The following is a 24,959-nucleotide window of genomic DNA, read 5'->3' on the forward strand; positions in this document are numbered from 1 at the left end:
TGTCAAACAGACGCTGCCGCGTGAAATTCGGTTCATCACCAGAAGTGACAATGAATTTCTAAGCGTATTTCAGGCTTGATGCCTGAAAACTGAATCCGAAACAAATCTGCATTCTACGTATAGGATAAGCCCTCGACCGATTAGTATTGGTCAGCTCCATGCATTGCTGCACTTCCACCTCCAACCTATCTACCTCGTCGTCTTCAAGGGGTCTTACTAATTGGGAAATCTCATCTTGAGGGGGGCTTCACGCTTAGATGCTTTCAGCGCTTATCCCGTCCGTACGTAGCTACCCAGCCATGCTCCTGGCGGAACAACTGGTGCACCAGCGGTACGTCCATCCCGGTCCTCTCGTACTAAGGACAGCTCCTCTCAAATTTCCTGCGCCCACGACAGATAGGGACCGAACTGTCTCACGACGTTCTGAACCCAGCTCGCGTACCGCTTTAATGGGCGAACAGCCCAACCCTTGGGACCTACTTCAGCCCCAGGATGCGATGAGCCGACATCGAGGTGCCAAACCTCCCCGTCGATGTGGACTCTTGGGGGAGATAAGCCTGTTATCCCCAGGGTAGCTTTTATCCGTTGAGCGATGGCCCTTCCATGCGGTACCACCGGATCACTAAGTCCGACTTTCGTCCCTGCTCGACTTGTAGGTCTCGCAGTCAAGCTCCCTTATGCCTTTGCACTCTGCGAATGATTTCCAACCATTCTGAGGGAACCTTGGAACGCCTCCGTTACTCTTTAGGAGGCGACCGCCCCAGTCAAACTGCCCGCCTGACACGGTCCCCGTACCCGATAAGGGTACTAGGTTAGAACCTAGATACGATCAGGGTGGTATCCCAACGGCGCCTCCACCGAAGCTTGCGCTCCGATTTCTACGGCTCCCACCTATCCTGTACAGATCGTACCCAAATTCAATATCAAGCTGCAGTAAAGCTCCATGGGGTCTTTCCGTCTTGTCGCGGGTAACCTGCATCTTCACAGGTATTAAAATTTCACCGGATCTCTCGTTGAGACAGCGCCCAAGTCGTTACGCCATTCGTGCGGGTCAGAATTTACCTGACAAGGAATTTCGCTACCTTAGGACCGTTATAGTTACGGCCGCCGTTTACTGGGGCTTCGGTTCATAGCTTCGGGTTACCCCTAACCACTCCCCTTAACCTTCCAGCACCGGGCAGGCGTCAGCCCGTATACTTCGCCTTGCGGCTTCGCACAGACCTGTGTTTTTGCTAAACAGTCGCTTGGGCCTTTTCACTGCGGCCCCCTCGTGCTATTCACACTACCGGGGCACCCCTTCTCCCGAAGTTACGGGGTCATTTTGCCGAGTTCCTTAACGAGAGTTCTTCCGCGCGCCTTAGAATTCTCTTCTCGCCTACCTGTGTCGGTTTGCGGTACGGGCACCTTCTCCTGGCTAGAGGCTTTTCTTGGCAGTGTGAGATCATGACCTTCGCTACTACAATTTTCGCTCCCCATCACAGCCCAGCCTTAATGATGTGCGGATTTGCCTACACATCAGCCTCACTGCTTAGACGGACATCCATCAGTCCGCGTCACTACCCTCCTGCGTCACCCCATCGCTCATAGCGGATTACGGTGGTACAGTAATTTCAAACTGTTGTCCTTCGACTACGCCTTTCGGCCTCGCCTTAGGTCCCGACTTACCCTGAGCGGACGAGCCTTCCTCAGGAAACCTTGGGCTTTCGGCGGATCAGATTCTCACTGATCTTTTCGTTACTCATACCGGCATTCTCACTTGTGTAGTGTCCAGCGCTCTTTTCAGTACACCTTCAACCCCTACACAACGCTCCCCTACCCCAGATACATAGTATCTAGCCATAGCTTCGGTGGTGTGTTTAGCCCCGTTACATTTTCGGCGCAGAGTCACTCGACCAGTGAGCTATTACGCACTCTTTCAATGGTGGCTGCTTCTAAGCCAACATCCTGGTTGTCTGTGCAACTCCACATCCTTTCCCACTTAACACACACTTGGGGACCTTAGCTGATGGTCTGGGCTGTTTCCCTTTTGACAATGGATCTTAGCACTCACTGTCTGACTCCCGGCAATAAGTATATGGCATTCGGAGTTTGACTGAGCTTGGTAATCCTTGCGGACCCCGCACCCAATCAGTGCTCTACCTCCACTACTCTTATACCGAGGCTAGCCCTAAAGCTATTTCGGGGAGAACCAGCTATCTCCGAGTTCGATTGGAATTTCTCCGCTACCCCCACCTCATCCCCGCACTTTTCAACGTACGTGGGTTCGGGCCTCCAGTGCGTGTTACCGCACCTTCACCCTGGACAGGGGTAGATCACACGGTTTCGGGTCTACGTCCACATACTAATTCGCCCTATTCAGACTCGCTTTCGCTGCGGCTCCACCTTCTCGGCTTAACCTTGCATGTTAAACGTAACTCGCCGGTTCATTCTACAAAAGGCACGCCATCACCCATTAATAGGGCTCTGACTTTTTGTAAGCACACGGTTTCAGGTTCTATTTCACTCCCCTTCCGGGGTGCTTTTCACCTTTCCCTCACGGTACTGTTTCACTATCGGTCGCCAGGTAGTATTTAGCCTTAGCAGATGGTCCTGCTGGATTCATACGGGGTTTCACGTGCCCCGCACTACTCGGGATCCGTCTCGGAGAGAATACAGTTTAGGTTACAGGGCTTTTACCTCTATCGCGGGCCTTTCCAGACCTCTTCACCTACCATATTCCTTTGTAACTCCATGTGAGACGTCCCACAACCCCTAAGAGCAAGCTCTTAGGTTTAGGCTGTTCCGCGTTCGCTCGCCGCTACTGACGGAATCACTATTGTTTTCTCTTCCTCAGGGTACTTAGATGTTTCAGTTCCCCTGGTCTGCCTCTACATTTCCTATGTATTCAGAAATGAGTAACTGCGAATTACCACAGCTGGGTTTCCCCATTCGGACACCCCCGGATCAAAGCTTGCTTACAGCTCCCCGAGGCAGTTTCGTTGTTCGCCACGTCCTTCGTCGGCTCCTGGCGCCTAGGCATCCTCCGTGTGCTCTTATTAGCTTAACCTTGATTCTTCCGCAGGAAAATATCATACGATGACATTCTCTTTGGAATCATCTCACTAATAACATTTACTTGTTTGCACAAGTTGCTAAAAGATGTTCTAAAACGCAAATTCGTTTCGGTATCCAGTTTTCAAGGATCAAGTGTATAGACATAACAAATAGATGAAGTTTGTTGGTGGAGCCAAGCGGGATCGAACCGCTGACCTCCTGCTTGCAAGGCAGGCGCTCTCCCAGCTGAGCTATGGCCCCGCAAATTCCATCAAAACCGAACAAATGGATACACGTTAATTGGTTGTGGAAGTTAAACTTCCGATTTGAATGTTCTCATTGCAGAGAACGATTCTCCATAGAAAGGAGGTGATCCAGCCGCACCTTCCGATACGGCTACCTTGTTACGACTTCACCCCAATCATCTACCCCACCTTCGGCGGCTGGCTCCCTTGCGGGTTACCCCACCGACTTCGGGTGTTGTAAACTCTCGTGGTGTGACGGGCGGTGTGTACAAGACCCGGGAACGTATTCACCGCGGCATGCTGATCCGCGATTACTAGCAATTCCGACTTCATGCAGGCGAGTTGCAGCCTGCAATCCGAACTGAGACCGGCTTTGATGGGATTGGCTCCACCTCGCGGCTTCGCTTCCCGTTGTACCGGCCATTGTAGTACGTGTGTAGCCCAGGTCATAAGGGGCATGATGATTTGACGTCATCCCCACCTTCCTCCGGTTTGTCACCGGCAGTCACTCTAGAGTGCCCAACATTACTTGCTGGCAACTAAAGTTAAGGGTTGCGCTCGTTGCGGGACTTAACCCAACATCTCACGACACGAGCTGACGACAACCATGCACCACCTGTCTCCTCTGTCCCGAAGGCCGCTGCTATCTCTAGCAGATTCAGAGGGATGTCAAGACCTGGTAAGGTTCTTCGCGTTGCTTCGAATTAAACCACATACTCCACTGCTTGTGCGGGTCCCCGTCAATTCCTTTGAGTTTCAGTCTTGCGACCGTACTCCCCAGGCGGAGTGCTTACTGTGTTAACTTCGGCACCAAGGGTATCGAAACCCCTAACACCTAGCACTCATCGTTTACGGCGTGGACTACCAGGGTATCTAATCCTGTTTGCTCCCCACGCTTTCGCGCCTCAGCGTCAGTTACAGCCCAGAAAGTCGCCTTCGCCACTGGTGTTCCTCCACATATCTACGCATTTCACCGCTACACGTGGAATTCCACTTTCCTCTTCTGTACTCAAGCCACCCAGTTTCCAGTGCGACCTCAGGTTGAGCCCAAGGTTTAAACACCAGACTTAAATAGCCGCCTGCGCGCGCTTTACGCCCAATAATTCCGGACAACGCTTGCCCCCTACGTATTACCGCGGCTGCTGGCACGTAGTTAGCCGGGGCTTTCTTCTCAGGTACCGTCACTCCGGTAGCAGTTACTCTACCGGACGTTCTTCCCTGGCAACAGAGCTTTACGATCCGAAAACCTTCATCACTCACGCGGCGTTGCTCCGTCAGGCTTTCGCCCATTGCGGAAGATTCCCTACTGCTGCCTCCCGTAGGAGTCTGGGCCGTGTCTCAGTCCCAGTGTGGCCGTTCACCCTCTCAGGTCGGCTACGCATCGTCGCCTTGGTGGGCCGTTACCCCACCAACTAGCTAATGCGCCGCAGGCCCATCCCTCAGTGACAGATTGCTCCGTCTTTCATTCTTCTCTCAGGAGAAAAAAGAAATTATCCGGTATTAGCTACCGTTTCCGGTAGTTATCCCAGTCTGAAGGGCAGGTTGCCTACGTGTTACTCACCCGTCCGCCGCTAAGTTATTTTGAAAGCAAGCTTTCAAAATAACTCCGCTCGACTTGCATGTATTAGGCACGCCGCCAGCGTTCGTCCTGAGCCAGGATCAAACTCTCCAATTAGTATTGAAAAGAGCGATATGCTCATTTTGAAACTGACGATTCATTAATTGAATCTTTTTAAAAATTAACGTGTTCCATTTGTTCAGTTTTCAAAGAACTTGCTCCTAGCATTTCGACATTCAATGTCTCTTGCACAGGAATTAGAGTATATCATGTTTTTTTCTATCTTGTCAACTTATTTCTTCATCGCTTGTGTTTCGTATGTGCGATGCGTCGTAAGCACAAGAGATAATATACCATGCTGTCATTGAGTTTGCAAGCTTTTTTTGAAATAAAAAAATCATTCGTATAAATAACTTCAATACAACACAAATTGATACCATTCATCCATTATTTGTGGCTAAATAGAATTTATCGTATTCGCCAATCTTACCTTGTAACTATCAGTACAGAGAGGAGTCAAAATGAAGACCAAACCTACAGACGCTGCGTCCACGGTAGACAGCAAGGACAAGGAGCAGCGTAATCTGCAGCAGGCAACGATTTATAAAATTTTGTTAGCTGTCAGTTTTGTTCATTTATTTAATGATTCTATACAGGCAGTCATTCCAGCAATCTTCCCTATTCTCAAAGATAATCTACTGCTCTCTTTCGCCCAGATTGGATGGATCTCATTCGCTTTAAATATGACGTCATCAGTAATCCAACCCGTCATTGGATATGCTGCAGACCGTAAACCCCGTCCTATATTATTACCACTGGGTATGTGCAGCACATTTTTAGGTGTACTTCTATTGGCTTATGCCAATAGCTATTTTCTGGTCTTATTCTCGGTTATCCTGATCGGATTCGGTTCAGCCACCTTCCACCCAGAGGGTATGCGTGTTGCTCATATGGCGGCAGGTCAGCGAAAGGGATTGTCGCAATCTATTTTTCAAGTGGGCGGCAATGCTGGCCAGTCCCTGGGTCCAATGCTTACGAAATGGGTATTCATCCCCTTTGGCCAGATTGGTGCCCTAGGCTTCACGATCGTCGCGGCTGCCGGAATCGCTGTTCAGACTTATGTAGCTCGCTGGTATAGAGAAATGCTAGATGCCGGTTATACCTTTCATAAAAAATCAACAGCACGAGCAATCGACCCCGCCCGCCGAAAAAGTATACGAACAGCAACGATTATTCTTGTATTCCTAGTCTTTGTTAGGTCTTGGTATGGCGCTTCTATCGGCAGTTACTACGCCTTCTATCTAATGGACAAATATCAAATGACGCTGGATAAAGCCCAAATCTATATTTTTATGTATTTGGCTGCTGGCGCAGTGGGTACATTTTTTGGAGGTCCGCTGGCTGACCGTTTTGGACGGCGTAATCTCATCTTACTATCAATGGTAGGAACCGTTCCCTTTGCACTTGCTCTACCCTTTGTAGGTCCATTATGGGCGGCTGTATTGCTGCTGATTGGCGGTTTCATCCTTCTGTCCAGCTTCTCTGTTACCGTCATTTATGCTCAAATGCTATATCCGGGCAACATTGGCACAGTTTCAGGTCTGATCACGGGACTTGCTTTTGGACTCGGCGGGATCGGCTCATTAGTCCTCGGCAACCTCATTGATAGTATCGGGATTGCTAAAGTGTTCATCGCTTGCGGCTTCCTCCCGCTGCTTGGGTTTCTTGCCTTGCTGCTTCCTAGAGATGAGAAATTAGAAGAATGGGCGGCGCAATAACTTCTCAATGATCACTTAAGGCTTTACTCATTACTGTAGAAAATAGAGCGGCAGCCTTCCCGCTGCCTTCAGTCATGTAATTATCCTGATTCGTACGATCAAAACCCATCCATACCGCAGCTGTCCACTCCGAAGTATAGCCTACAAACCAAAGATCCCGATTAGCTTTCTTGCTCACGCCAGCCAAGTCCAATTGGGTCGTACCGGTCTTTCCCGCTACTGGTCTGTTCATCTGCGCCTTTTTCCCTGTTCCTTCATTAACAACATTGCGTAACATAGCCGTCATCGCTTCTGCGGTACGCGGCGAGATTACCTGACGTGATTCAGAGGGATGAGTATACAAGACCTTCCCTTTTGAATCCGTTATGGAGCGCACCATATGAGCCGCATTAAATTTGCCTCCACTAGCAAAGACACTGTAGGCCTGGGCCATTTTTAGTGGAGAAACCCCATTATGAAGCCCCCCCAAAGCTATTGATAAATGATTGTCCTCCTCCGTCAGTACAATTCCTAATTTGGCGGCAAATTGCCGCGCAGAAGAGATTCCAACCTGCTTCAATACCCATACGGCTGGTGCATTGATGGATTTTTGCAAAGCTGTGTTCATTGTGACCTGACCTTGGTATATACCGTTCAAGTTCTCAGGCTTGTAGCTGCCATAAGCAACTTTACGGTCGGACAGCATACTATTCGGGTTGAATTTCCCGCTCTCCAGTGCAGGTCCATAATCAATGATCGGCTTAAAGCTGGAACCCGGCTGACGTGCATCAATAATAGCTCTGTTCAAATTGCCCTCGTTTTGATCTCGCCCACCAATCAATGCCACTACTTCTCCTGTACGATGATCCATTATGGTCATAGCTGCTTCTACCTGCTGATCTTTTCCGTCAGGTGGAAATGAAGCCTCTTTGAGAACGGCATGCTCAAGTGCCTGCTGTGCTTTGATGTTCAAACCTGTAACTATAGTGTAGCCGCCTGTACGAAGCTCCTCTACGGATTTCCCTGTGATCTGAGCCGCTTCCTTAAGGGCGGCATCCACATAGTACACTCCGGCAACCCCATTTTCGACCGCAGCTGGAGGCTGATATTGTTTATTCATAGCTTCCTGCATTTGCCCATACGTGATTAGTCGCTGATTGAACATCATCTTTAGCACTAGATTTCTTCTCGTTTTGGATAATGCACTATTGTCTACTGGGTTATAAATAGAGGGGCCTTTAGGGATTCCCGCCAGAGTGGCTATTTGCCAGATCTCCAATTTTTTCAGATCAGACACGCCGAAGTAACGCTTCGCTGCTGCTTTTACTCCATATTGTCCCCGCCCCATATAAATCTGATTGAGGTACAGCTGCAAAATCTCACGTTTCGTCAGTCGCTGCTCCAAGGCAAAAGCAATAGAGGTTTCATTTAACTTGCGCAGCATATTCTTATCTCTGTTCAAATAAAGATTGCGAGCAAGCTGTTGAGTAATACTACTGCCACCTTCTGATAAACTCATGTCCAAGATATTTTTTAAGAAAGCGCGTGATATCCCTTTATAATCGACCCCTTGATGGCTATAAAAACGGCGGTCTTCTACTGTTAAAAAGGTATCTATTAATAAAGCCGGCATCTCCTCAAGCTCTGCTGTAAGCCTATAACCCGAGCTCGGTAGCGGAGTCATTCGTATAACTGTTCCATCTGAAGCTGTGATGAGGCTTGATTCTTGCAATTGCAGCCTATCCTCATGCCGGTTAAGTACAATCCCCCCATACTGGTATACATAAAACAAAATCAAAAGCACCAATACCGTACTAATAACACTCACATCAAATAATAGGTACCCTACTCGCAATATCCGGGTGCGTGCATTCCATCTGCTCATGATTCGATAATCAGGTTCTCCAGGAACCGCTCCATACTCCGCACTTCATCATTCGCTGCTGCAAGAAGTGCATGTACTTCCGCCCCATCCTCTTCAACCTCACGGAGAGTGCGAAGTATCGCCCTAGTCCTTATTAATAAAGCTACTGCTGGTGTGTCCTCTATCCGCTTTGAGCTTGCACCTCTATCTGGAACTTCTATTCTTTGCATTCGATTGAGGTTAGCAGCAATTTCACCTATTTCTCCTCCAGAGAGAACCTTGATGTTCTGGGCGACTCCTTTATCTGCCAGCTCCGAGGTTCCCACCACTAGCGAGCGCAAATCATCAGCCATTTTCTGTGAACGAAGAACATACAGCCCACCGAAGACTAGAATAAATAGAAGGATGGCACTAGGGGTTTGACCCATATGATTAATAACCCAATGAATAAGCCGGACAAAAAAGGCTTCTGGTTGACCCGAATAATGAGAATACAGCAAATCGACAGCCCGCTGGACAACAAAAAGAAAGGCAGCACTCAAAAGAGCGCAACCCATAAAAATATATAAATAGCTGATACGAACCGTCCGAAGTTTTGGCATGGTAGTTCCCTCCTTGTGCCACAAGGATAACTTCCAAATCTTAAGAACCCGCCATAGTTTTCTTAAGATTCTATGAAGAATGGGAAACGGGTAATAAAATCCGTGCGAAGAGATGTACTTTCTACATAAATAACGCCATTGTGGCGTTCGATGATACTTTTGGCAATCGCAAGTCCAAGCCCTGAGCCGCCTGTATGCTGTGAACGCGACTTTTCTGCCCGATAGAATCGTTCAAAAATAAAAGGGATATCACTTTCCGCAATCCTCTCTCCGAAGTTGCTAATACGGACCACAGCATCATTTTCCTTTTTACTGAAACCTATCTCCAATTTCCCGCCGCTTCTGCCGTAACGGATCGCGTTAGTAATCAAATTTTCATAAGCACGTACTAATTCTTTAGGCGAAGCCTCTATCCATAACTCATCAGCAACGTCCTCGATTTCATAGATCATATCCGCCTTTGTTAGTTCAGGAACTGACTCCTCCGCCAGCTGCCGTATGAAGGCCTTCAAATCCAATCTCTGCATAACCAAAGGGTACTCTCCACTATTTACACGTGTGTATTCAAAAAGATCATCGATCAGTTTACGCAGCACCAGGGATTTGTTGTAGGCTATATCCACGTAATACCGGATTTCCGCTTCTTCCTGACATCGATCTTGTTCGATGTATTCCAGAAAGCCCAAGACAGAGGTAAGCGGGGTGCGTAAATCATGGGAAACACCTGTGATCAAGTCATTTTTCGCATTTACAGCTTTACGTTCCTCCTCTATGGAGTGCTGCAAACGCTCAGCCATTTCATTAATATTCTCAGCCAGCACACCCAGCTCATCTGTGGTTCTGACTTCAATTCTATGGGACATCCCGGAGCTTGTAATTTCTCGAATCCCTTTTGTGATCTCTTCCAGATACAGCACAACTTTACGAGTGTAGATAAAAAAGAATAATAAAAAGCTGATAATACCCGCTGCTGTCATTAGTGGCATAGAGCCAATATGATTAATAATCCAGCGCAGTATGCGTGAATAGGGAGCCGACTCTGAAGCCGGATTTAGATAGATCATAAAGTTGACGAGTTGGTACCCTGCCATGAGCAGCAAAGCGCCCGAAAGCACACTCAGCAAAAAAGCAAACATAAACTTCCAGCGAATCGTCGTTATATATTTAGAATTCAAGAAGCCTCACCTAATCCTTTCAGGAAGGTCCGTCTAATTTATAGCCAACTCCCCAGACGGTTTGTATATAACGTGGGCGTTTCGAATCGATTTCGATTTTGTCTCGGAGATTACGAATATGTACCATCACTGTGTTACCGCCATCTAAAAAGGGTTCATTCCATACCTTATTGTAAATTTGCTCCAAGCTAAGCACTTGACCTTGGTGTCTCGCTAAAAGCTCTAGAATAGAGAATTCCCGCGGAGTAAGTTTAATCTTCTGCTGGTCTACATATACCTCATGCTTAGACGTATCTATAGTCAGATCCTCAAAGCTTAGTTTGCTGTCGTTTCCTAACGTATTACTATCCTTATTAAATCCGTGATAACGGCGCAACTGTGATTTTACTCGTGCCACAATCTCCAAAGGATTAAACGGCTTGCCCACGTAGTCATCTGCCCCGAGGCTCAGGCCGGAGATCTTGTCCATATCTGTATTTTTGGCTGATAGTATGATAATTGGCATTTTCCGCTCTTCACGGATCTTCATACATGCAGCTAGCCCGTCCATTTTAGGCATCATGACATCAAGAATAATTAGATCAACTTCCTCTTTCTGCAGACATTCCAGCGCTTCCATTCCATCATAAGCCTTTAGCAGTCTATAGCCTTCATTACAGAGATAAATCGTTAACAGTTCTACAATTTCCTTCTCATCGTCTACTAACAATATCGTTTCTCTCTTCACAGGAAGGGTTTCCTTTCAAATATAGTAATAAATATCTATAGCCTATATATTAGCAGATCAACCGAATTTTTTTCTAAAAAAGAAACGTTTAGTTGTAATCCACGCAAAAAAGGCCCCTGCTCCTCTCGTACTTAAACGAAATGGAACCGGGAACCTTTTGGAATCGAATATAGTTTGTTACTTACATATCCAACAAGCGAATTAGCTCATCTTCATCCTCAATGACTTGAATGCCTAACTGCTGAGCTTTGGCCAGCTTACTGCCAGCTTTTTCACCAGCGATAACTAAATCCGTCTTCTTCGACACACTTCCCGACACCTTTGCTCCGAGTGCTTCCAGACGTTCAGCTGCTTCATCTCGGGTAAGCTTTTGCAAGGAACCGGTCAATACGACCGTTTTGCCACTAAAGAAGGAATCGGTACTAACAGGACGTGGCGCCTCAGGAGCCTTTGCTTCCACACCCAACGTCCGCAAGCGGGAAACATTAGCTACTACAACTGGGTCTGTGAAGAAGCTGACAATGCTCTCGGCGACAATCCCACCAATGTCTGGTAACTCAGCGAGCTCCTCGGCTTTGGCCTGCATCACAGCATCCAGATCGCGGAAATGATCAGCCAACATCTTCGTCGTTGCTTTACCTGTGTTAGGGATCCCTAACGCAAAGAGAAATGAAGCAAGATCTCTACCTTTGCTATCTTCTAAAGCTTGCAGCAAATTCTGTGCTTTTTTCTCACCAAAACGGTTCAGCTGTACAAGCTGCTCAAAGTTCAGTTCATACAGATCCGCAGAGTCATGTACATTAAGCTCATCATAGAGCTGACCCGCCGTCTTCTCACTGAACGTCTCGATATCCATCGCATCACGCGAAGCAAAGTGGGTGATCCGACTGATAATCTGCGGCCTACAATTCAGTTTATTGTTACAGAAAAGATGTGCTCCGCGCATTTCTAACGGATATCCACAAGCTGGACAGTCCTCAGGGAAAATAATCTCTCCACCGTCATTCTCCTCTGTTACCTTGCCAAGAATTTCTGGGATAACATCATTGGAACGGCGAATAAAGACCCGCGAACCTAAGGCGAATTTCAAGTTTTTGCGCTCAATATCACCCACATTATTCAGGGTGCAGTTCTGAACGGTAACTCCGGCAAGCTCTACAGCCTCAACCCGCGCCAGCGGAGTCACTTTACCTGTACGACCTACATTCCAGCTAACAGACTCCAGCACGGTCGTCGTTTCTTCGGCTTCAAATTTATAAGCAACTGCCCAACGCGGGAACTTGTCAGTGTAGCCAAGCACCTCACGGATCCGGAAATCCGTGACCTTAATTACAGCCCCATCAATGAGGTAATCAAGACTCGAACGACTCTCCTCGATTCCAGCGAGCTGCTCAGTTACATCATCAAAATCATTGCAGTAGGTCAGGTATGGGTTCACTTTAAATTTGTTATTCCGCAGAAAATCCATCATTTCCTGATGGTCAGCGAACTCCGCGCCTTCTGCAAAGCCTACATTATAGAAAAAAGCGTTCAAACGGCGGTCCGCAGTAGTCTTCGGATTAAGATTACGCAGTGCACCTGCTGCTGCATTACGCGCATTCTTCAGCGGCTCTGCAGCCCTTGTATTATAATCAGCCAGCACAGACAGATTCATAATCCCTTCACCCTGAACCTCAATGACCCCATCCTTGAAGGGAATCGTCAATGGAACGGATTTGATGGTCTTCACCTGTGCAAGTATTCCTTCGCCAACTACACCATTGCCACGCGTTGATGCCTGTTCGAGAACACCATTACGATAGGTTAAATTCAGCGTTAAGCCATCGAACTTCAGTTCTACTGCATAACAAGGATCAGGAAGAGGGGTATCTGGATTCTTAAGATTGTATTCATTCACTAACCGGAGCACCCGGGTATTCCAGCTGCGCAGCTGTTCAATATTCTGTGCTTTATCCAGACTCCAAAGCGGTGCCAGATGCCGATGCGGCGTGAAGCCCTTAAGCAGCTCTCCACCTACACGTTGTGTAGGCGAATCCGGTAGTACGAAGCCACTCTCAGCCTCCAGTGCTACAAGCTTGTCGTATAAAACATCGTATTCCTTATCGCTGACTAGCGGTGCATCCAGCGTGTAGTAGTGGTAATTATAGTTATTTAATTCCGCAACAAGCTCTTCCATCACATGCATAGCATCCATGCAGGTACATCCCTCCGTCAATAAGTTTCCTAAAGTTAGCGTGGTCTAAATATCCGTTCGTTAATCGTTGTCTGCTATTATTCCACTTTAGTAATCGGCGCAAACCCCGCAAGCAGGCGTTTCACACCCACGGGAGCCGGAAAAGCAATCTGTAGCTCCGTGTCATTCCCGCTGCCTTTAACAGATACAACGGTGCCCGTGCCCCATTTGCCGTGGGAGACCTTGTCACCCGCTTTGTAATCGCCAGCTGCAGCAGCCCCTGCTCCGGTAGCACGCTGTGCGCCTCCGGAGGTCACGGTCACGCTGCTCTTGCTTGCCGCCGCTGACGCCGTGCTTCCGCCGCCTGCCGGCGTAGCTCCGGCGGCTCCGCCCCGGCCGCCAAAGTTCCCACGGCCACCACTGCCGAAGCCGCGTCCGCCGTAAGCACCGCCTACCTCCGCGCCTCCGCGCTGGAAGCGGTCTTGAGTCTTAACGGTATCTTCCTTCAGTTCCTCCGGAATCTCCTCTAAGAAGCGGGACGGTTGGTTCGCCGTCGTCCGGCCAAAGAGCGTACGCATCCGCGCACAAGAGAGAAACAGTTGTTTCTCCGCGCGGGTGATCCCCACATACGCAAGCCGGCGTTCCTCTTCCAGCTCGTCGTTGTCCTGGAAGGCACGGCTGTGTGGGAACACGCCTTCTTCCATTCCGACGATAAATACCGTCGGGAACTCCAGACCTTTGGCGCTGTGCATCGTCATTAACACAACCGCATCACTACGATCCTCTTCATCATCGTTCACACTATCGATATCTGCGATAAGTGCAAGATCCGTGAGGAAGGAGACCAGCGACTTGTCTTCGTTGTTCTTTTCAAACTCCATCGTCACCGATAAGAACTCATCGATATTCTCTAGCCGCGAGCGTGATTCGAGTGTGTTTTCATTTTGCAGCTCCAAACGGTACTGCGACATTTCCAGTATTTTTTCCGTCAATTCGGTTACAGACAAGAACTCCACCATACGGTGTAGAGCTTCAATCATATCGTAGAACTCTACTAGCATATTCCGCGTCCGTCCGGCAAAGCCCAAATCATCGACCGTTTGCAGCACTCGGAAAATAGAAACACCACGTTCACCAGCAGCAGCTGCCAGCTTGCCAACCGTTGTATCTCCTAATCCACGCTTAGGAACATTAATAATACGCGTCAGGCTGATATCATCATCAGGGTTAGACAGTAAACGTAGATACGCCAGCAGATCCTTGATTTCTTTACGATCATAGAACTTGATCCCGCCAACGATTTGATATGGAATATCTGATTTGATCAAAATTTCTTCTATTACCCGTGACTGAGCATTCGTCCGATACAGAATCGCGTGATTCTGGTAAGCTTGACCTTGCTTCACATTTTTGCTGATTTCTCCGGTTACAAAATACCCTTCGTCATGCTCGGAATCCGCCCGGTACACCTTAATCTTGGCGCCTTCCTCGGAATCGGTCCACAGCTTTTTCGGTTTACGGCCACTATTAAGCGCGATTACCCCATTGGCTGCATTCAGGATATTAGCGGTTGAACGGTAATTCTGTTCTAGCAGAATCGTCTTCGCTTCCGGATAATCCTCTTCAAAATTAAGAATATTCGTAATATCCGCACCACGCCAGCGATAGATCGACTGGTCACTATCCCCTACCACACAAATGCGGTGGTGGCTGTCTGCCAGCATGCGGCACAACATGTATTGTGCTCTGTTCGTATCCTGATACTCATCCACATGGATGTATTTGAACTTCTTTTGGTAAAAATCCAAAACCTCGGGAACTTCCTTAAATAATTCGATAGTCTTCATAATCAAATCATCAAAATCAAGCGAGTTATTGCTTCTCAAACGCCGTTGGTACATTTTATAAACCTTGGCAACTAAACCTTCGAAATAATCACCGACTTTTTGCTCATACTGCGCCGGAGTAATCAGTTCATTCTTAGATGCGCTAATTATGGCTTGTACAGCTTTCGGTTCGAATTTTTTCGTATCAATATTCAGTTCCTTCATGCAATTACGAATGACTGATAACTGGTCTGTAGAGTCCAGAATCGAGAAGTTGGAAGTAAATCCAATGCGCTCAATATCCTTCCGCAAGATCCGAACACACATGGAGTGAAAGGTGGATACCCAAATATCTCTTCCCTCAGGTCCAACGAGCTTAGATACACGTTCCTGCATTTCCCTCGCAGCTTTATTCGTAAATGTAATCGCCAAAATCGCCCAAGGCGGCGCCTTTCGATTAGCAATCAGCCAGGCAATTCTGTGAGTCAGCACTCTCGTCTTCCCACTGCCCGCACCAGCCATAATCAAAAGGGGTCCTTCAGTAGTTTCGACAGCCTGCCTTTGTGGAGGATTCAATCGGCTGACCGCGTCTTGTATGTTAATAAGTTGCATGTGTAACATGCTCCTTTCTAAAAATGAAATTACAAATCATAAGTAGTCCATAAGCTAACCGCTAGTCGAACTGCTCTTGCACCGTCTTTTTAACAGCAAATACCGTACGAATTGCCTGCTCTACATCCCGATAAATAATATTGCCGACAACTACTGTATCACATAGAGCTGCTGCCTGCTCGGCCTCTGCCTCACAAGTAATGCCGCCTCCATAAAATAACTGGGCTTGCTCCACCATCTCACGCACTATACGTACTGTCTCCATATCCCCAAATCTACCGCTATATTCAAGATAGACTATTGGCAGGGACATCAGCTTGTCCGCAACCTGGGCATACGCAGCCGCCTCTTCAGCATTAATGGTTGTCTCGGCCCCTGTAATCCGCGCAACTGAAGAATCACTGTTCAAAACGACGTAACCTTCCGTTAGCAGCTGATCCCATGGGATCATAAATCCATAACGCTCTATAGCTCGACGATGATGGCCTACAATCCAAGCTGGATCAGGTGTATTTAGCACCATAGGAATCATATAAAGATCAAATCCGGGTACAGCAGCTTCAAGTTCGGATACCTCGAGTGCACAGGGCAGCTCAAAACGTCTTACTCTTGATAAGAGATCTACTGTATTCTCATAAGTAACTCCTGTAGAGCCTCCTATCAATATGGCATCCGTGCCGGACAAGCAAACGGCCTCCAAATCCTCATCTGAAATCATACGATCTGGGTCCAACTTAAACACATGCCGCCAAGGTTTGATCATTTGCTGTACTGATTTCATGGGAATCATCCTTAATTGTCATTTGGGCAAGACAAAACACTCCTGCCGCCGCAAAAGATATAGATCTAGTCTATGCCAGCACAGGAGGTGTGTCAATTTAAAGCGAACAAAAATACGAACATTTTTTCGTATGTAAATTTGAGGTCCCCGCAAAGTACCTGAATACACATCTGAGGAAAGCAGCACTTTGCAGGGATATATTAGTTGTAATGAGTGGAGATAAATTTCAGCGTATACCTCTGAGGTTATTCAAATCATTTTCAGGCACAAAATCACTATAAAATCCGTCTACACCCATACGAGATAACGCTCTAATCTCATCCTCTTCATCCACTGTATGAACGTATACACGAGCTCCGATATTTTTTAACTGTTTGACAAAACTCTTGGTGGCCCGGCTAACTGGCATCGTAATATCCACACCTGTTTTTTTAACAAACTCAATAACTTGTTCATCCGTATCCTTAGATTGGTACAGGGTGTAAAGCACTTCTGGAAAAGAATACACCTTATTGATCTCATCAAGCATCGGCTGATTGTAGATCTGTGGAACTATCCGCTCCAACAACGCTGGATCCCGACGCTGCGCCGCTTCGGTCAGCAATGTAAATTGCTTCTCTATAAGTTCCGGTTGGATTTCTTTGGTATCCGTAACGATATAAGCATCTGGATAATTCTGCATTAGATCAAGCACCTTCTCAATATCAAGCGGAGAGTATATATTCAGGATGGGGCTGTCCATAAATTCCTCGTAATCTAGTGCCACACCCTGTTTATTAGCAGGGAGAACCTCCAACTGACCTAAAAGCTTGCTCATATTGCCTGTCCATTCATGCCGAGCAACCAACTGATCATCCTTCGATAACAAAAAATCAACTTCAAATACGCGAGTTCCCCGTTCATAGTTAGCGACAAAGGCCTCCCAAGCATTGGTATACGTATAGCCGTTAATTCCCCCCATGGCATGTGCAACGATTCTGTGCGCTTCAAAACCGCTCGCGGGTTGCTCTTCCTCTTTGTTCAACGTTATTACAAGAATTATTATTAGTGCGACAATCATTACTACGGTTGCAATAATCTTTTTCTTATTCATAGTTGTGAGTTTCCTTTGCAAAGTTTAGATTAGAAAATTAATACCCCGCTCTGCCAGTGGCAAAACGGGGTATTATTAAAATTTCACAAATCTAAATAAGTGCAGGTCTCAATATGCGTTTTTGTTAACGAAGCCGTTGCGAATCGTTTTGAAAATAATTCGAATATCGAACAGTAAGGACCAGTTCTCGATATAGAAAATATCGTGCTTAATCCGTTCCTCAATTGAAGTGTCCCCGCGCAGCCCATTGCTCTGTGCCCAGCCCGTAATTCCTGGACGCACATGGTGCTTCACCATATACTTCGGAATTTCATCACGGAATTGTTCTACATAAAATGGTCGTTCTGGCCGTGGGCCAACTACACTCATATGACCGAGTAATACATTAAAAAATTGCGGAAGCTCATCCAGACTTGTCTTACGGATAAAGGTTCCAAATCGAGTTCTACGAGGATCTTCCCGCGTACTCCAACCTGTATCCTCTTCCCCGTCCTGCTGCAGCTTCATTGAACGAAACTTATACATCATAAAATTACGCCGATTAAGTCCCACCCGTTCCTGCCGGAATATGATCGGTCCCGGTGAGGTAAGACGTACGCCGAGAGCTACGATCAGCATCACGGGAGATATCATAATAATAGCGAATAGAGAGAACACGATATCAAACAAACGTTTTGCCATCTTATTCCCCGTCATATCCAGTGGAATATCACGAACATTAATCATTGGCATACCTGCAAAGTTATCAAAGTAAGGACGAGCTGGTAAATAATCAAAGAAATCCGGAATAATCAATGTGCGTACCCCTGCTTTTTCACAGGCTGCAATAATCGAAGGATATTTAGAATGCGCATCGAGCGGCAAGGCTAGAATAACCTCGTCCACAGGCAGCATCTCCAGCATTCCGGATAACTGATCAACCGTACCTAGAATCGGTTTATAGCGCTGTTCTTCAATTCCATCCCAAGTATGATAGTCGTCTAAGAAACCAATAGCTTCATATCCGAGCTCTGGATATTGCTCCAAATTGTTGTAGAATCTTTTGCCGAGTGTACCAGCGCCGATGATAAGTACGAACTGGCGGTTCAATCCTTTTTCGCGCAAAGATTTAAGCATCTTCTTCAACACATAACGGTAAAGCATAATGGAAAGAACGTTAAATCCCATATAAATAGCAAGGTAGACACGGGAAATATCAATTTCTTTCACAAAAAACATCAAACCCAGCAGAATAAAAATACCAATTATATGCACTTGAAAAATCTTCAGAAATTCATCGACGAAACGTTTCTTACGCTTAGGCAAATAAAGCGATAAAAGGATACCAATTAAGACAGCTACTACGCCATAAATCATACTCCAATAAGCGTAAGACTCTACATGAAGCGTGTTATAGGATTCCATCCATCCGCTTTTGAACTTGATCCACCAAGCCGCTAAAAAGGACAGTTGGATGACAAGAAAGTCAGCAACCATATAGAGCTGTGTCAAAAATTTCTGATTCCGCCGAATCATAATCTCACCTCAGTATTCTTATCGTTACGAGCGCCTGTTTCCGTAGCAGAGCTAAGACTCTGTGCAGGTGATGGAACTGCTTTAGGAAAGATTAGGACATTCCGCAAAAGGGACAGAGCAAACTTCATACCAACACCAGCATATACTGTTCCATTTATAATACTGTTGTACTTCCTACTATAATGCTTACGATGAAATAAAATCATTGCCCTGTGAAATTCATAGACGATCTTGAACGGTCTACGTCTGGCACTGCCGCCTTTGAGATGGACGATGGAGGTCTTCGGATAATAATAAATCTCCCAACCAGCCTCTTTAATACGATAGCACCAGTCTAAATCCTCACCGTACATAAAAAACTCTTCATCTAATCCGCCGACCTGATCAATCGTCTCCCGCCGCAGCAGCATAAACGCACCCACCAGACAATCTATCGGGTAATCAAGATCAGGGTCCAGATAACCTAACTGGTAACCGTTAAACTTCGGTCGATCCGGAAACAACTTACTGAAACCAAAAGCATAATAGAAGGAAGCTGACGGTGTAGGAAATCCTCGCTTACACGCTTTATCCAGCGACCCATCTGGCAATATAATCTTACATCCTGACGCCCCAACATCGGGACGACCATCCATAAAGGAGATCATCGTCTCCAGCGTATCCCTGCGCACCACCGTATCTGAATTGAGCAATAGTACATACCGTCCGGACGAAGCTTCCATCCCCTGATTATTTGCACGGGCAAAACCGACATTGTCGTTATTTGCGATCAACATGACACTTGGAAACTCTCTACCAATCATCTCTACCGAATCATCATGGGAATTGTTGTCTATCAAAATAATCTCATAGGAATAGTTCGTTTCTGAGTCATATACCGACCTGATACAGTCCATCGTCAGGCGACACGTGTTGTAATTGACAATAAGTATGCTTACATCTACATTCACTGCGTAACGCTCCTGACAAATATAGTAATCTACCGACAATTATTATAACATAAAACCTCCCTGAGAGGAGGTGACCTTTCAGGGAGGTTTTTCCAGATACTGTTTGATTTACGTGTTCTTTCGCTCTTTTACGATGGTCTGTATATATTTTCGTTTCTTTTTTAACGCTGGGAGCTGAGTGAAAAAGGATTTCCACGCTACGATTAACTTTGGCTCTCTCAGAAGCATATAACCATGCGCGGCAATTTCATAGGGAAGAGAAACTAAGATTGTCTTCAGCATAGTTCGAGCCGATTCATTCTTGTAGATCATTTTGTAGCGATTAATGTAAGATATTCGCCGGATGAACATTGGTTTGGTACTACGGCCAGACGTTTTCCACCCACGTTCATGATACCCAATTGCCTCAGCATCATAATACCCCTGCCAGCCAAATAGCTGGGCTCTCCAAGCCACATCCACATCTTCCTTATATGCAAAAAAATCTGCATCAAAAAACTCCCCATCAACACTAACGTCTTCAATCATCCGTCGAGAATACATCGCCGCCGCCCCAGATACACCAAATACTGTACCCGACTGTGTCCATAGTTCTGCTGGATCCCCCGCACCACGGTCAAACGCACGCCGTGCCTTGTTCATCTGAAGACCAGTGCTATCCACTAATCCGTGATCAGCCTTTAGCAAAAGCTTACCTGTGGCGCTGCCAATTAAAGGATTTTCCTCCAGCCGTGTAACTAATCTAGATACGTAATCCTTCGCTAGTATCAGATCTGGATTTAGGACAAGTACGTAGTCAGTATCTGTGACACCGATAGCTTTATTATGAGCATGCGCGAAACCAGTGTTACATAAGTTCTGATATACAAACAATTGTAGGTCAGTGATTTCAGATGATTTTTTATCAATATTTAAAATTTTCTCATCCGGGAAGATAGCCATAAGGGGTTTACCCATAGGATCGACAAAGCTTGATGCTTCTCTTAATTTCTCTATAGTATCATCTTCAGAGTCATTATCCACAATCACAATACATTTTAGTGGATAATCCTGTGCAAGGACTGCCTTTAAACAACCTACAATATCATCAGTACTATTATATGTAACTAGTTGTACACTAACGGTTTTGGTAAGCATGATAATCCTCAGATCCTTATGATGTTGACATTATTCAAGAATTTTTTTCGATTTTGTTCTTATCAATAAAGAATGATATAAAAGGTGAGATGCCTCAGTGCCAGAAAAACTAAAATAGCTTCATAATAAATCCAAATTCTAAATAGAGCTTTTGACTCTGTTATAGTATTTAATAAAACAGAAAGTAAAGTCGCTAGTAGTATTAATAAGAGAATGTCAGTCGCATAAAAAACTCTATGCCCTGAGGCATATATAGTTGGTGAAAAACTAATAACAATACTTGAGGCTAAAGCAGCCATATAAAAGAGAACACTCACAATTGTTATCCTAGAATTTCCAAATAACTTCACAATAGACAAGGCAATACAAAGAAAAACTAGTAAGCCCAATAATATCGAAACATTCATACTTACTGATTTTGAATTATAATCACTGAATATTTTGGGGAGATCATATAAATTATCAAACATAGAAATTTTATTGCTTTTAATGAACATTTCAAGAGTTTGATCAAATGCCGTAGTAACATTCCCTGGTCTGCTTTTTGCAGAAATCATGCGTATACCGAAATATGCCACCGGTACTAAGGACATTATTCTATACATTATTCTTTTATTTTTTGTGAACATCAATATTGTAATGAGTAATGAGATTATAAACATTATAGAACTAGCCTCATTAACAAGATGCCAAAGACTATAAAACAACCCATAAAATAATTTCTTAAACAAGGAAAACGTTTCATATTCCGGGAATAATGAAGCTTCCGAGGCAAACCTTTTGACATTCCCAGGTGCTGTATAACCTATAATAGCATTAATTATGACAACTGCTAAAACAAGCATAGAAGGTATATGTATTTTCTTTTTCTTAAGAGCAGAAAGTAAAATTAGAATTGTGCTAAAAGTAATCACAATCGCAGCTATTTGCTCTGAGTATGCAGCATATATCCCAGCCAATAAATTAAAAATTATTAACTTATTATTATACTCCTTCTCGAAATAATTATAAATTATAGGAATTAAACTAAATAAACCAAGAGCAGTAGGCCAAAGATAATTAAAAGATCCAGTAACCCAAATGCTACCACTCCAAAAAACTGCATCAGGTAATAAAAAAATGGACAGGCAAATAGATATTATCAAGTATGTCTTTTTTTCTCTTCTATCTCCAGTTATGGCTAATACAATCTTATACATAGTTAAAAATAGCAAGATAAAAATCATGGTATTTAGTATTTTCCAAACAATTGGATCTAGAACTATTATACTTGTAAGGAAATAATTAATCATAATTCTGCCATTCCAATTTAAATAGTAATTTTTGACAAATTCAAAAGAACTCACATCAGTTAGAGCCTTTTTAAATTCAATATCATCTGAAATATTACTATCCACATGTAGATTCACTATAAACATAATAATTGAAAAAAATATAAACAGTAATGTAACATTATATTTATTGGAAAACTTTTTTATATGATCTATCATATGTCAAATCCTTTACGATTATTTTCTAAATACTAATAAACGCTGTCCTAAATAGTTCAAAATTGTATATAACCCCATACCGAATAACATTGCTAGTTGTTCATTAGTTTCTATTGAAAACTTTAAAGAAAGTAAATTTATAATTTCTAGTATAAGGCGCTTAGATATAAGAAAACCAACTAAATAAGATACTGAGCTTACTAAAAAGAATTGAAAAAATGATTTGTAGTCGAAGTTACCATATTTAAAAGTAAAGGTCTTGTTTAAGAAATAACTAATAACCCCACCAAATAAATAGCTCAATGCACTTGAACTCCAGTATCCAAATCCAAAGTAATTATACAACAGGAACATAGTGATTGCGCCCAAAATTGTATTAAATACACCAACGAGTAGGAACCTTATGAGCTTATTGTTAGTTAGTTTCATACATACCTCTTGTGTCTTTTCCACAACTATATTTTTCATGCTATCCTTCTTGTTTTACTATATATATTGGACGCCCTTTTGTTTCCAGATAAATATTCGCCAAATAATTCCCTATAATTCCAGTGCAAAAAAGTTGAATCCCTCCAACAAAAAAAACTATAGATGCTAGTGAAGGCCAGCCAGTTACAGGATCCCCCCACAATAAAGTTTTAGAGATAATAACCAAAATAAGAACAAAAGAAGCAAAACAAAAAAACAAGCCTATTAATGAAGAAAGAGCAAGCGGAACAGTAGAAAATGCGACAATTCCTTCAATCGAGTAAATAAAGAGCTTCCAGAAAGACCACTTAGTCTCACCAGCTACCCTTTCAATATTTTCGAATTCAAACCATTTGGTTTTAAAACCTACCCAACCAAAAATACCTTTTGAAAAGCGATTGTATTCTCCCATTGATAATACTGCATTAACCATTTGACGAGTCATTAGTCGGAAATCGCGCGCTCCATCAATAATTTCAGCCTTTGATATTTTTTTTACGATTCTATAAAACATTCTTGCGAAGAAAGAACGTATTACGGGTTCGCCATTTCTTGAATTTCTTCTTGTAGCAGCACAATCATATCCTTCCTCTTTAATAGACTTAAGCATGTTAGGAAGGAGTGCTGGTGGATCCTGCATATCCGCATCCATTACTGCAACATAATCGCCTTTTGAATATTTAATACCTGCATATAAAGCTGCTTCTTTTCCAAAATTCCGTGAGAAAGATATAAATCTAACGCGATTATCTGAATTAGCAAGATCTTTAATAATATCTAAAGTGTTATCAGATGACCCATCATCCACAAAAACAAATTCAAATTCAACCTCGTTCATTAATTTAGCAATCCGTATTATTTCATTATAAAAAATAGGAAGACTTTTCTCTTCATTATAACAAGGGATACAAATGCTTATAATCTCCATAATTCATAGCTCATCCTTTATATTTAATACTAATATGGCAGTTAACATTAATTAATTAACCCTTATTTAGTACCTAATACTAAATAAGGGCTATTCATAGACCTAGTTCTCTTCCCGTTACGGGGATAATGCTACCACTATTAATTTTTAAGTTCTAGCAGAAAGCTTCTCAAACCTTCACGCCAGTGACGTATATCCTGAAAACCGTTTGTACGTATTGACAAATGCTCCATCACAGAATTACGAGGGCGTGGTGCAGGACGTATAAATTGTTCCGTAGAACACGGGTTAAGTTTGGCCGTAAAACTCAAACCCAAAATAGCCTCAGCCTCTACAAAAATCGCTTGTGTAAATTCAAACCAAGTACAAGAATCACTATTTGACGCATGGTATACACCATACTTCTCAGTTTGGATAAGCTCAACCAAGAATTGAGCTAAATCGACTGTATATGTTGGCGAACCTTTTTGGTCATCGACAACTTGAAGCATTGGCTTTTCTTGACCAAGCTTTAGCATTGTTTTGACAAAGTTATTTCCGTATTTGCCGTACACCCATGACGTTCGTACGATGAAATACTTAGAGGAGAGGGATTGAACGAGTACCTCACCCGCACGTTTCGATTTGCCGTATATACTCTTAGGGTCTGTATTATCATATTCATGGTAAGGCTGTGCACCCATACCATCAAATACATAATCCGTGCTAATATACACCAGCTTGGCTCCAGCTTTTTCAGAAGCAAGCGCTACATTTCGGCTGCCAGTAGCATTAATTAAATAAACTGCATCAATATCACTTTCTGCCGCATCTACTGCCGTATGAGCAGCACAGTGAATAACCGCATCCGGTCCAAACCCGCCAATAACTTGGATGCACTGATCCAGATCAGTAATATCCATCTCCTGACGATCGCAAGCCAACACTTCGTGACCTTGATGCTGGAGCAGTAAAACTACGTCCTGACCTAGTTGTCCGGCCGCACCTGTAACAAGTACCTTCATAGCTATTTTACCCCCGTATCA

16 protein-coding genes, 1 tRNA gene and 2 rRNA genes are annotated in these 24,959 nt (G+C 44.5%); 1 reads left to right on the forward strand and 18 read right to left on the reverse strand.

Annotated features, from left to right (window positions below):
- Positions 1–120: 120 nt before the first annotated feature.
- The 3 genes from MHI32_RS27935 to MHI32_RS27945 form a co-directional block, all read right to left on the reverse strand.
- Positions 121–3,046: ribosomal RNA gene (locus tag MHI32_RS27935) — 23S ribosomal RNA — on the reverse strand.
- Between the two features lie 172 nt (positions 3,047–3,218).
- A tRNA-Ala gene (locus MHI32_RS27940) sits at positions 3,219–3,294 on the reverse strand.
- 101 nt (positions 3,295–3,395) lie between these two features.
- A 16S ribosomal RNA gene (locus MHI32_RS27945) occupies positions 3,396–4,953 on the reverse strand.
- Together the 16S and 23S rRNA genes with 1 tRNA gene alongside form the textbook arrangement of a ribosomal RNA operon.
- Before the next feature lie 404 nt (positions 4,954–5,357).
- On the opposite strand from MHI32_RS27945, the gene MHI32_RS27950 reads away from it, so the two are divergent.
- Positions 5,358–6,614: an MFS transporter gene (locus tag MHI32_RS27950; RefSeq protein WP_036678676.1), complete on the forward strand. Its 1,257-nt coding sequence runs from the start codon at positions 5,358–5,360 to the stop codon at positions 6,612–6,614.
- 4 nt (positions 6,615–6,618) lie between these two features.
- Here MHI32_RS27950 and MHI32_RS27955 read toward each other — a convergent pair whose 3' ends face one another.
- The 15 genes from MHI32_RS27955 to rfbD form a co-directional block, all read right to left on the reverse strand.
- Positions 6,619–8,421, reverse strand: a complete 1,803-nt coding sequence (locus MHI32_RS27955; protein ID WP_340011454.1) for a PBP1A family penicillin-binding protein — start codon at positions 8,419–8,421, stop codon at positions 6,619–6,621.
- Between the two features lie 53 nt (positions 8,422–8,474).
- A complete protein-coding gene (locus MHI32_RS27960; protein ID WP_340011456.1) occupies positions 8,475–9,059 on the reverse strand; it encodes a hypothetical protein in 585 nt (194 codons plus the stop codon).
- A 62-nt stretch (positions 9,060–9,121) separates the two neighbouring features.
- Positions 9,122–10,234, reverse strand: coding sequence for a HAMP domain-containing sensor histidine kinase (locus tag MHI32_RS27965; protein ID WP_076099628.1), 1,113 nt, complete (start codon positions 10,232–10,234; stop codon positions 9,122–9,124).
- A gap of 19 nt (positions 10,235–10,253) precedes the next feature.
- Entirely contained in the window at positions 10,254–10,961 is a 708-nt protein-coding gene (locus tag MHI32_RS27970; RefSeq protein WP_036678667.1) for a response regulator transcription factor, read from the reverse strand.
- 181 nt (positions 10,962–11,142) lie between these two features.
- Positions 11,143–13,155 (reverse strand): NAD-dependent DNA ligase LigA, encoded by a 2,013-nt coding sequence (ligA, locus tag MHI32_RS27975; RefSeq protein WP_076301399.1) that lies wholly within the window; start codon positions 13,153–13,155, stop codon positions 11,143–11,145.
- Positions 13,156–13,232: 77 nt separating this feature from the next.
- Positions 13,233–15,572, reverse strand: coding sequence for a DNA helicase PcrA (gene pcrA, locus MHI32_RS27980; RefSeq protein ID WP_036678664.1), 2,340 nt, complete (start codon positions 15,570–15,572; stop codon positions 13,233–13,235).
- 61 nt (positions 15,573–15,633) lie between these two features.
- Positions 15,634–16,353: a heptaprenylglyceryl phosphate synthase gene (locus tag MHI32_RS27985; RefSeq protein WP_139330100.1), complete on the reverse strand. Its 720-nt coding sequence runs from the start codon at positions 16,351–16,353 to the stop codon at positions 15,634–15,636.
- A 226-nt stretch (positions 16,354–16,579) separates the two neighbouring features.
- Positions 16,580–17,446, reverse strand: a complete 867-nt coding sequence (locus MHI32_RS27990; RefSeq protein ID WP_340011458.1) for a phosphatidylinositol-specific phospholipase C/glycerophosphodiester phosphodiesterase family protein — start codon at positions 17,444–17,446, stop codon at positions 16,580–16,582.
- Positions 17,447–17,554: 108 nt separating this feature from the next.
- Positions 17,555–18,961 (reverse strand): undecaprenyl-phosphate glucose phosphotransferase, encoded by a 1,407-nt coding sequence (locus MHI32_RS27995; RefSeq protein WP_339188643.1) that lies wholly within the window; start codon positions 18,959–18,961, stop codon positions 17,555–17,557.
- Entirely contained in the window at positions 18,958–19,911 is a 954-nt protein-coding gene (locus tag MHI32_RS28000; RefSeq protein WP_339188644.1) for a glycosyltransferase family 2 protein, read from the reverse strand. The genes MHI32_RS27995 and MHI32_RS28000 overlap by 4 nt, the downstream gene beginning before the upstream one ends.
- A 108-nt stretch (positions 19,912–20,019) precedes the next feature.
- Positions 20,020–21,048, reverse strand: a complete 1,029-nt coding sequence (locus MHI32_RS28005; protein WP_340011459.1) for a glycosyltransferase family 2 protein — start codon at positions 21,046–21,048, stop codon at positions 20,020–20,022.
- 62 nt (positions 21,049–21,110) lie between these two features.
- Positions 21,111–22,538, reverse strand: coding sequence for a DUF6056 family protein (locus tag MHI32_RS28010; protein ID WP_076179704.1), 1,428 nt, complete (start codon positions 22,536–22,538; stop codon positions 21,111–21,113).
- 18 nt (positions 22,539–22,556) lie between these two features.
- A complete protein-coding gene (locus tag MHI32_RS28015) occupies positions 22,557–23,006 on the reverse strand; it encodes a GtrA family protein (RefSeq protein ID WP_081383742.1) in 450 nt (149 codons plus the stop codon).
- Position 23,007: 1 nt separating this feature from the next.
- Entirely contained in the window at positions 23,008–23,934 is a 927-nt protein-coding gene (locus MHI32_RS28020; protein ID WP_036678648.1) for a glycosyltransferase family 2 protein, read from the reverse strand.
- A 140-nt stretch (positions 23,935–24,074) separates the two neighbouring features.
- On the reverse strand, positions 24,075–24,938 hold the full coding sequence (gene rfbD, locus MHI32_RS28025) for a dTDP-4-dehydrorhamnose reductase (RefSeq protein ID WP_339188649.1): 864 nt from the start codon (positions 24,936–24,938) through the stop codon (positions 24,075–24,077).
- Between the last annotated feature and the right edge of the window lie 21 nt (positions 24,939–24,959).

This window comes from Paenibacillus sp. FSL H7-0690, from assembly GCF_037980415.1.
GTDB lineage: Bacteria > Bacillota > Bacilli > Paenibacillales > Paenibacillaceae > Paenibacillus_AQ > Paenibacillus_AQ odorifer.